This window comes from Micromonospora sp. NPDC050200 (genome assembly GCF_040656135.1).
Taxonomy (GTDB): Bacteria; Actinomycetota; Actinomycetes; order Mycobacteriales; family Micromonosporaceae; genus Micromonospora.
Genome location: NZ_JBFALG010000013.1, coordinates 130,256 through 139,575, shown reverse-complemented (window position 1 = coordinate 139,575; position 9,320 = coordinate 130,256). Strand labels below are relative to the sequence as shown.

At 73.0% G+C, this 9,320-nt stretch carries 8 protein-coding genes; 4 read left to right on the top strand and 4 right to left on the bottom strand.

The annotated features are described in order from the left end of the window. Positions 1–221: 221 nt before the first annotated feature. Positions 222–1,229 (bottom strand): tripartite tricarboxylate transporter substrate binding protein, encoded by a 1,008-nt coding sequence (locus tag AB0I41_RS11985; protein ID WP_357105287.1) that lies wholly within the window; start codon positions 1,227–1,229, stop codon positions 222–224. 99 nt (positions 1,230–1,328) lie between these two features. On the opposite strand from AB0I41_RS11985, the gene AB0I41_RS11980 reads away from it, so the two are divergent. Further along, complete coding sequence (locus AB0I41_RS11980; protein WP_357105284.1) at positions 1,329–3,026, top strand: ATP-binding protein; 1,698 nt, start codon at positions 1,329–1,331, stop codon at positions 3,024–3,026. Continuing rightward, positions 3,023–3,697 carry a response regulator gene (locus AB0I41_RS11975; RefSeq protein WP_357105281.1) on the top strand — a complete coding sequence of 225 codons (675 nt, stop codon included), beginning with the start codon at positions 3,023–3,025 and terminating at the stop codon, positions 3,695–3,697. The genes AB0I41_RS11980 and AB0I41_RS11975 overlap by 4 nt, the downstream gene beginning before the upstream one ends. 4 nt (positions 3,698–3,701) lie before the next feature. Here the strand turns inward: AB0I41_RS11975 and AB0I41_RS11970 are convergent, their stop codons facing one another. Both AB0I41_RS11970 and AB0I41_RS11965 read right to left on the bottom strand, forming a co-directional pair. Then, on the bottom strand, positions 3,702–4,385 hold the full coding sequence (locus tag AB0I41_RS11970; RefSeq protein ID WP_357105279.1) for a response regulator transcription factor: 684 nt from the start codon (positions 4,383–4,385) through the stop codon (positions 3,702–3,704). 20 nt (positions 4,386–4,405) lie between these two features. After that, positions 4,406–5,650: an ATP-binding protein gene (locus AB0I41_RS11965; RefSeq protein ID WP_357105316.1), complete on the bottom strand. Its 1,245-nt coding sequence runs from the start codon at positions 5,648–5,650 to the stop codon at positions 4,406–4,408. A 259-nt stretch (positions 5,651–5,909) separates the two neighbouring features. Between AB0I41_RS11965 and phoU the strand changes: the two genes are divergently transcribed. Next, complete coding sequence (gene phoU, locus AB0I41_RS11960) at positions 5,910–6,563, top strand: phosphate signaling complex protein PhoU (RefSeq protein ID WP_357105276.1); 654 nt, start codon at positions 5,910–5,912, stop codon at positions 6,561–6,563. Positions 6,564–6,621: 58 nt separating this feature from the next. On the opposite strand, the gene AB0I41_RS11955 is transcribed toward phoU, so the two are convergent. Beyond that, positions 6,622–7,389, bottom strand: coding sequence for a phosphoglyceromutase (locus tag AB0I41_RS11955; RefSeq protein ID WP_357105273.1), 768 nt, complete (start codon positions 7,387–7,389; stop codon positions 6,622–6,624). A 151-nt stretch (positions 7,390–7,540) separates the two neighbouring features. Between AB0I41_RS11955 and AB0I41_RS11950 the strand changes: the two genes are divergently transcribed. Then, entirely contained in the window at positions 7,541–8,866 is a 1,326-nt protein-coding gene (locus AB0I41_RS11950) for an MFS transporter (protein WP_357105270.1), read from the top strand. Positions 8,867–9,320: the final 454 nt, after the last annotated feature.

Genomic DNA, 9,320 nt, shown 5'->3' with positions numbered 1-9,320 from the left:
CTCCCGCCCGGCGCGGGGCGCGGGCGCGCCGGGGGGGGGGGCCCCCCCCCGGGGGGGCGCCCCCGCGGGGGCGGCGGCCGGCGCAGCCGGGACCGGGGCGGGCTGAACGGGGGGTGGGCCGCCCGTCTCCCGATCCGGCGTCGCCGCCTGTTCCGGCACGGTGGGTACCGCCGGCCGGGACGGCGGTTCGCCGCCCCGGTCCGGTCGGGTCGTCATGCCGGTCATGCCAGCCCGAGCTGCTTGAGCAGGTCGGCCACGGACTTGTCCTGCTCGGTGAGGAAGGTGCCGAACTCGTCGCCGGTGACGAAGGCGTCGGTCCAGCCACGCTTGGTCAGCTCGGCCTTCCACTCGTCCGAGTCGTGCATCTTGGTCAGCGCGTCGATCCAGACCTTCTTGTCGGCGTCGCTGATCTCCGGCGGCGCCACGATGCCCCGCCAGTTGGTGAAGACCAGGTCGATGCCGGAGGACCTGAGGGTCGGCACGTCCTTCAGGGCCCCGATCGGCTCCTCGCTGGTCACCGCGAGGACGCGGATCTGGCCGCCCTCCACCTGCTGGAGGAACTCGCCGAAGCCGCTGGCGCCGAAGGCGATCTTGCCGCCGAGCAGGGCGGGAAGCAGCTCGCCGCCGCCGTCGTACGAGACGTAGTTGACCTGGCGGGGGTCGATGCCGACGGCCTTGGCCAGCTGCATCGGCAGCAGGTGGTCCGGGCCGCCCGGCGACGAGCCGCCGCCGACCGCGATCCCCTTCGGGTTGGCCTTCCAGGCCGTGACCAGATCCTGGATCGTCTTGTACGGGGAGTCCTTCGGCACCACGATGGCGCCGGCCTCCTCGATCAGCTTGGCCAGCGGAGTGGTCTGGGTCAGCGTCGCCTTCGACTTCGAGGTGTACGAGGCACCGACCACGCCCAGCCCCATCTGCATGGCGAGCTTGCCGTTGCCCTTCTCGTTCACCGTGCGCTGGAGACCGACGGTGCCGCCCGCGCCGGGCAGGTTGAACACCTGCACGCCGGTGGCGATCTTCGCGTCCTCCATCACCTTCGCGGCGGTACGGGCCGTGGTGTCGTACCCGCCGCCCGGCGAGTTCGGCACCATGATCCGCAGACCGGCGGCGGGCTTGCCGCTGTCACCGGACCCACCCTCGTTCTTGTCGGCGGTGGCGCCGCAGGCGCCCAGCGCCAGCGCCGTGGCGGCGGCGACGCCCATGACCAGCACGTTCCTACGAGTTGCCATCATGTTTCTCTTCCGTTTCGAATGAGTCCGGCGGCAAGATGATGGCCCCTGGATCGGCATACAGTCAGCCTTCTGTCACCAGCGGAAATTGAGGTCTTTGTGGTCGCGATCACGTCCCGCCGCCGTACCCTGGCCGGGCAGCTGCTGGTCCTCCAGCTCGCGATCATCGTCGTCGTGCTGCTGGCGGTCGCCGCGGTGTCGCTGGCCCAGTCGGCGGCGACCTTCAACCGGGTCGAGGGCCGCCGGGTCGCCGCCCTGGGCGAACAGCTGGCCGCCAACTCCCTGCTCCGGGACGGGCTCAACTGGCCGTCCCCGGACCTGGCGATCGCCCCGCTGGTGCAGAACACGCTGACCCAGTCCGGGGTCACCTCGGTGACCGTGGCCGACGCCCGGGGCAGGGTGGTCAGCTCCACCGACCCCACCCTGGTCGGCACCCTGGTCGTGCTCGGCGACCCCGAGGTGGCGCACGGCCGAAGCTGGTTCGGTGAGCAGGAGGTCGGCCGGTCGCGGGAGCTGGTGGCCCAGGTGCCGGTGCTCGGCGCGCAGTCGACCAACCTTGGCCGCTACCTCGGCGTGGTGGTGGTCGGCGAGGCGTCGCCGACCTGGTCGCAGCGGCTGGTCGGCGCCTCGTCGTACCTCTTCACCTACCTGGGCATCGCCAGCGCGCTCGGGGTGGTCGGCTCCTGGCTGCTGGCCCGGCGGATCAAGCGGCAGACCCTGGGTCTGGAGCCGCGGGAGATCGCCGGCCTGGCCGAGCACCGGGAGGCGCTGCTGCACGGCATCGCCGAGGGGGTCATCGCGCTGGACCCGCAGCAGCGGATCACCCTGGTCAACGCGGTCGGCCGGCGGCTGCTCGACCTGCCCGAGCACTGCCTCGGCCGCAGCCTCGCCGACCTGGGCATCTCCGGCCGGCTCCGGGACGTGCTGGCCGGGGTCGACGCCGGCGCGGAGGCGCGGGACGAGGTGGTCGTGCGTCGCGGCCGGGTGCTGGTGATGAACCGGATGGCGGTACGCAAGGACGGCCGCCGGCTCGGGTCGGTGACCACCCTGCGCGACCGCACCGAGCTGGCCCGCCTGGAGCAGGAGATAGGCTCGTTCCGGAGCACCACCGAGCTGCTGCGGGCCCAGACCCACGAGTTCGCCAACCAGCTGCACACCATCTCCGGGTTGATCCAGATCGGTGAGCACGACGAGGTGGTCCGGTACGTCGACGCGCTGAGCCGACACCGGGCCTCCCTCGACCTCACCGTCACCAGCCGGATCCACGACACGGCGGTGGCGGCGCTGCTGATGGCGAAGTCGGCGCTGGCCGCCGAGCGCCGGGTGGAGCTGCGGATCTCCGAACGGACCGGCCTGGACCGGCTGGAACCGGCGGTCGCCGCGGACGTCGCGACGGTGCTGGGCAACCTGGTCGACAACGCCGTCGAAGCGGTGGCCGGCAGCCGGGAGGGGCCCACCCCGACGGCGTCCGGCATCCCGGACGGCGCCGGACCGGACGGCGGCGACCTGCCGGACGAGCCGGCCTGGGTGGAGGTCGAGCTGCGCCGGGACGCCTCCTCGGTGGAGATCGTGGTCCGCGACTCGGGGCCGGGGGTGGCCCCGCAACTGGCCCAGGAGGTCTTCACGCACGGCTTCACCACCAAGGCGGCGCAGGGCGGCGAGCGGGGCATCGGGCTGGCGCTCACCCGGCTGGTCTGCCACCGACGCGGCGGCGAGGTCGCGGTGACCAACACCGAGGAGGGTGCGATGTTCACGGCCCGGATGTCGGTGACCGGGGCGCTGGAGGCGAGCCGATGATCGACGTACTGGTGGTCGACGACGACTTCATGGTGGCCCGGATCCACCGCGGCTTCGTCGAGCGGATCGACGGCTTCCGGGTGGTGGGCACGGCCAGCACCGGCGAGCAGGCGATCGCCGCCGTCGACGAACTCCGCCCCGACCTGGTGCTGCTCGACCTCTACCTGCCCGACATGTTCGGCCTGGACGTGGTGGCCCGGCTGCGGGCCGCCCGGCACGACTGCGACGTGCTGGTGATCAGCGCGGCCCGGGAGGCCGAGGCGGTTCGTCGGGCGGTCCGCTACGGCGCGGTCAACTACCTGCTCAAGCCGTTCGGCTTCGACGAGCTGCGGACCCGGCTGGAGCAGTACGCCGCCCGGCGCAACTCGCTGCGCGCCACCACGGTCAGCGACCAGGCCGACGTTGACCGGGTGCTGTCCCGCAGCGGCTCGCACATCGCCACCTCGGCACTGCCCCGGGGTCTCAGCGCGGAGACCGCCGAGCTGGTGGAACGCGCCCTGCGGGGGCATTCCGGGACGTTCTCCGCCGCCGAGTGCGCCAACGCGGTGGGCATCTCCCGGGTCAGCGCGCGGCGCTACCTGGAGCACTTCGCCGACACCGGGCGGGCGGAGGTCAACCTCCGGTACGGCTCCGCCGGCCGCCCGGAGCGTCGCTACAGCTGGGCCTCCTGACGGCCTACGGCTCGAACTTGTAGCCGAGGCCGCGCACGGTGACGATGAACCGGGGCGCGGACGGCTCCGGCTCGACCTTGGAGCGCAGCCGCTTGACGTGCACGTCCAGCGTCTTGGTGTCGCCGACGTAGTCGGCACCCCAGACCCGGTCGATGAGCTGGCCCCGGGTGAGCACCCGGCCGGCGTTGCGCAGCAGCAGCTCCAGCAGCTCGAACTCCTTCAGCGGCAGCTGGACCGGGGCGCCGTCCACGGTCACCACGTGCCGCTCGATGTCCATCCGGACCGGGCCGGCGGCCAGCGTCGGGGCGCCCGACTCGGTCACCTCGGAGCTCTGCCGGCGCAGCACGGCCCGGATCCGGGCCACCAGCTCCCGGGGCGAGTACGGCTTGGTGACGTAGTCGTCGGCCCCGATCTCCAGGCCGACCACCTTGTCGATCTCACTGTCCCGGGCGGTGACCATGATGATCGGCACGTGCGAGCGCTGCCGCAGCTGCCGGCAGACCTCCGTGCCGGACATCTCGGGGAGCATCAGGTCGAGCAGGACGATGTCCGCGCCGGTCCGGTCGAACTCGGTGAGGGCGGAGGGACCCGTCGCGGCGACGGACACCTCGAAACCCTCCTTGCGGAGCATGTACGACAGGGCGTCGGAGAACGACTCCTCGTCCTCGACCACCAGAACGCGGCTCAACGGTGCTTCCTCTCGTGCGGTCAGACCTGGCGGAGCTCGGCCGGGCCGGCCTCGATCCCAGCAGACGGCAGTATCGTCTCCAGGTCGGCCGGGGGGCGGGCCGGTAACCGGAGGGTGAACGTCGAGCCCCCTCCAAGAGTGCTCGCTACCTCCACCCGACCGCCATGGTTGCTGGCGATGTGTTTGACGATGGCCAGGCCGAGGCCGGTGCCACCGGTGGAGCGGGAGCGGGCCTGGTCGGCCCGGTAGAACCGTTCGAAGATCCGGTCCACGTCGTTGGGCGCGATGCCGATGCCCTGGTCGGTGACCGCGATCTCGACGTGCTCGTCGACGGCGCGGGTGGCGACCCGGACGGTGGTGTCCTCGCCCGAGTAGTTGATCGCGTTCTCCACGAGGTTGGCCACCGCGGTGGCGAGCTGGGCGTCGCTGCCGTACACGGTCAGCCCCTTCTCCCCCTCGGTCGCCACCTGGATCTGCCGGGCGGCGGCCGTGGTGCGGGTCCGGTCGACCACCTCGGCGATCACCCAGTCGACCGCGACCGGTTCCGGCGCGGGCTGCGGCTCCGCGCCCTGGAGCCGGGTCAGCTCCAGCAGCTCCTGCACGAGCCGGCCCAGCCGGGTCGACTCGTGCTGGATCCGCTCGGCGAAGCGCCGGGCCGCGACCAGGTCCTCGGAGAGGTCCGGCGCGCCCGCCCCGGCGGGCTCGGTGGCGTCGAGCAGCGCCTCGGCGAGCAGTTGCAGGGCTCCGATGGGGGTCTTCAGCTCGTGGCTGACGTTGGCGACGAAGTCCCGGCGGACCCGGGCCAGCCGGTGCGACTCGGTGACGTCGGCCGCCTCGACGGAGATGTAGCCGGCGCCGAGCCCCATCGCCCGCAGGTGCACCCCGAGCGGGTTCACCCCGGGGTTGTCGCGGCCGCGCGGCAGGTCCAGCTCGATCTCGCGCCGCACGCCGGTGCGGCGCACCTGCCCGGCGAGGGTACGGATCAGCGGGTGGGCGGCGATGGAGCCGGCGGTGGCGCCGGTGCGGAGCAGGCCCATCGCCCGGGCGGCCGGGTTGACCAGGACGGGCACGTCGTCCGGGTCGAGCACGACCACGCCGGCGCGCAGCGAGTCGATCGTCTTGCGGCCGAGCCCGGAGAGGCCGCCCTGCTGGTCGTCGGGAATGGCGAGCCTCCCTGAGCTCGAGCGGGAGCCATCGCTCCCCGGCGGCGCCGCCCGGCGCCGCCACTCGCGGACGGGTCGGGACAGCAGCAGACCGGCGACCATGCCGGTCGCCAGCGCCACGGCCACCACGACCGCCACCACCCATTCCACCCGGCGATCGTAGGGTCATTGTTCACCTGGCTATCGCCCATAACGGGACGAATCATCCTCACTTCCGCAAAAGTTCACTCCCGGGTCCCGCGTCGTTCACCGGAGTTCACCTCGGGTCCGCTCCCCCCGCCTACGGTTGGCGCGCACCTGCTCGACCCGTACGCCGCGGCCCGACCCGGGCATCCGGCGGCACCGACCCCAGGAAGTGACGATGCGCGACGAGTTCCGGGCCGACCTGCAGATTGTCAGCCAACTGCTGGTGGACATGGCGGAGGGGGTGCGCGCCGCGATGCGCCAGGCCACCCGCGGCCTGCTCACCGCCGACCGTGAGGCGTCCGAGGCCGTGATCGCGCGGGACGCCGAGATCGACGACCTCTACCAGCACGTCGAGGAGCGGGTCTGCGACCTGCTCGCCCGGCAGGCGCCGGTCGCCTCCGACCTGCGGGCCATGATCACCGCGCTGCACGTGGCGGCGGACCTGGAGCGGATGGGCGACCTGGCCGAGCACGTGGCCAAGACCGCGCTGCGTCGGCACCCGTCGCCGGCCGTGCCGGCCGAGCTGCGTCCGGTCTTCACCGACATGGCCGCGATCGCCGACCGGATGGCCGAGAAGATCGGCGCGGTGCTGGCCCGGCCCGACGCCGACCTCGCCGCCGAACTGGACGGCGACGACGACGCCATGGACGACCTGCACAAGAGCCTCTTCGGCGTGCTGCTCGGCGACGACTGGCCGTACGGGGTGGAGACGGCGATCGACGCCACCCTGCTCGGCCGCTTCTACGAGCGCTTCGCCGACCACGCGGTCAACGCCGGCGAGCACGTGGTCTACCTGATCACCGGCCAGACCACTCCCACGGCGAGCTGACCCGACGTACGGCGAAAGGCCCCGGTCCGACGCGGACCGGGGCCTTTCGCGTGGCGCGTCAGCGGCCCTGGTTGGCCACCGCGGCGGCGGCCGCCTTGGCGGCGGTCGGATCGAGGTAGGTGCCGCCGAGGGTGAGCGGGCGCAGCTGCGGGTCGAGGTCGTAGCGCAGCGGGATGCCGGTGGGGATGTTCAGCTTGGCGATCGCCTCGTCGCTGATCTGGTCGAGGTGCTTGACCAGGGCGCGCAGCGAGTTGCCGTGCGCGGCCACCAGCACCGTACGACCGGCGAGGATGTCCGGCACGATCGAGTCGTACCAGTACGGCAGCATCCGCTCGACGACGTCCTTGAGGCACTCGGTGCGCGGCATCAGCTCGGTCGGCAGCAGCGCGTAGCGCGCGTCGCCGACCTGCGACCACTCGTCGTCGTCGGCGATCGGGGGCGGCGGAGTGTCGTACGACCGGCGCCAGAGCATGAACTGCTCCTCGCCGTACTCGTCCAGGGTCTGCTTCTTGTCCTTGCCCTGCAGGGCGCCGTAGTGCCGCTCGTTGAGCCGCCACGACCGGCGCACCGCGATCCAGTGCCGGTCGGCGGCGTTGAGCGCCAGTTCGGCGGTGCGGGTCGCCCGGCGCAGGACGCTGGTGTGCACCACGTCGGGCAGCAGGCTGTGCTCGCGCATCAGCACGCCGCCCCGCCGCGCCTCGTTCTCGCCCTTCTCGGTCAGGTCGACGTCGACCCAGCCGGTGAAGAGGTTCTTGGCGTTCCAGTCGCTCTCGCCGTGCCGCAGCAGGACCAGCGTCCCGATGGTGGGCCCCTCGCTCGCAGTCATACCGATCATCCTGCCGCACCCCGCCGGTGGACACGCGGGCAGTGGCCGTGACGACCGCCACGTGGAAAAACCGGTGACCGGCGTTCCGGCCCGGCACTAGGTTGTAAGGCGCTTTGAACTTTGCGGTCATTACCTGAGCGGGGGCGCGGGCGTGCGGACGGTGCGGAGTTGGTTCCGGGACACCACCGGGGGGCTGCCGAGGACCTTCTGGTACCTCTGGACCGGCACCCTGATCAACCGGCTCGGCTCGTTCGTCCTGGTCTTCCTCGCCATCTACCTCACCCAGGAACGCGGCTTCTCCGCCACCCAGGCCGGCCTGGTGCTGGGCCTGTGGGGCGTCGGCGGCGCCGTCGGCACCACCGTCGGTGGCACGCTCACCGACCGCTGGGGACGGCGACCCACGCTGCTCACCGCGCACCTCGGCGCGGCCACCATGATGCTCGGGCTCGGTTTCGCCCGGCCGCTCTGGGCGGTGGCGACGGGCGCGCTGCTGCTCGGCCTGTTCGCCGAGGCGGCCCGACCGGCGTTCGGCGCCATGATGATCGACGTGGTGCCGGCGAAGGACCGGCTGCGCGCCTTCTCGCTGAACTACTGGGCGATCAACCTCGGCTTCGCCTGCGCCGCGATGCTCGCCGGGCTCGCCGCCCAGGCCGGCTACCTGCTGCTCTTCGTGGTCGACGCGGTCACCACCGTGGTCACCGCGCTGATCATCTTCGCCAAGGTGAAGGAGACCCGCCGGGCCTCGGCGGTCCCCGCCCGCCCGGCCGGCGCCGCCCCGGCCGGTGCGCTGCGCACCATCCTCTCCGACCGGGTCTTCCTGGGCTTCGTGGCGCTCAACCTGTTCGCCGCGCTGGTCTTCCTCCAGCACATCTCGATGCTGCCGATCGCGATGGGCGACTCGGGCCTCACCCCGGCCACGTACGGCTCGGTGATCGCGCTCAACGGCGTGCTGATCGTGGTCGGGCAGCTCTTCGTGCCCCGGCTGATCAAGGGCCGCAGCCGGTCGCACGTGCTCGCCCTGGCCTCGCTGGTGATGGGCGTCGGTTTCGGCCTGACCGCGTTCGCCGACGCCGCCTGGTTCTACGGCCTCACCGTGCTGATCTGGACCCTCGGCGAGATGCTCAACTCGCCGTCCAACGCCACCCTCATCGCCGAGCTCTCCCCCGACGAACTGCGCGGCCGCTACCAGGGCGCCTTCTCGCTGTCCTGGCAGATCGCCGGGGCGGTCGCGCCGGTCCTCGGCGGCCTGGTCCGCGAGCGCGCCGGCAACACCGAGCTCTGGCTCGGCTGCGCGGCCATCGGCGCCCTGATGGCGGTGGCCCACCTGGTCTCCGGGCCGGCCCGGGAGCGGCGGGCTGTCCAACTCCGGCCGGCGACCCAGCCGGTCACGCCGGTCACCGCCGGCCGGCCGCCGGCCCCCGAGGCGGCCGAGGCCGCCGCCACCGCCCCGGCCGAGCCGGTCCCGGCCGGTTCCTGAGGCGGGCGGCGGGCGCGGACGGCGGACCGCCCCAAAGCGGGCGGCAGACGGTGATCGCGGGCGGCGAGCGGCGGACGGCCTCAGGGCCGACGGCGAGCGGTGATCCCGGGCGGCGGACGGCAGACGGCCTGAGGGCGGACGGCCACCGGCCGAAGGACGCGGCCGGCGGCGGGTGGCGCGCGCCGAGCAGCGGGCACGGGCGGGCAGGCAGGCGGGTGGCGGACGCCGAGCAGCGGGCACGGGCGGGCAGGCAGGCGGGTGGCGGACGCCGAGCAGCGGGCACGGGCGGGCAGGCAGGCGGGTGGCGGACGCCGAGGCAGCGGGCACGGGCGGGCAGGCAGGCGGGGGGCGGACCTCCTCCGCGGGCCCTTTGGAGGTGATGACGAGAACGGATCAGGCCGCGCGCACGCACCCTGAGTCGTTAACGTCATCAGCTCCAAAGGGCCGGCGACCA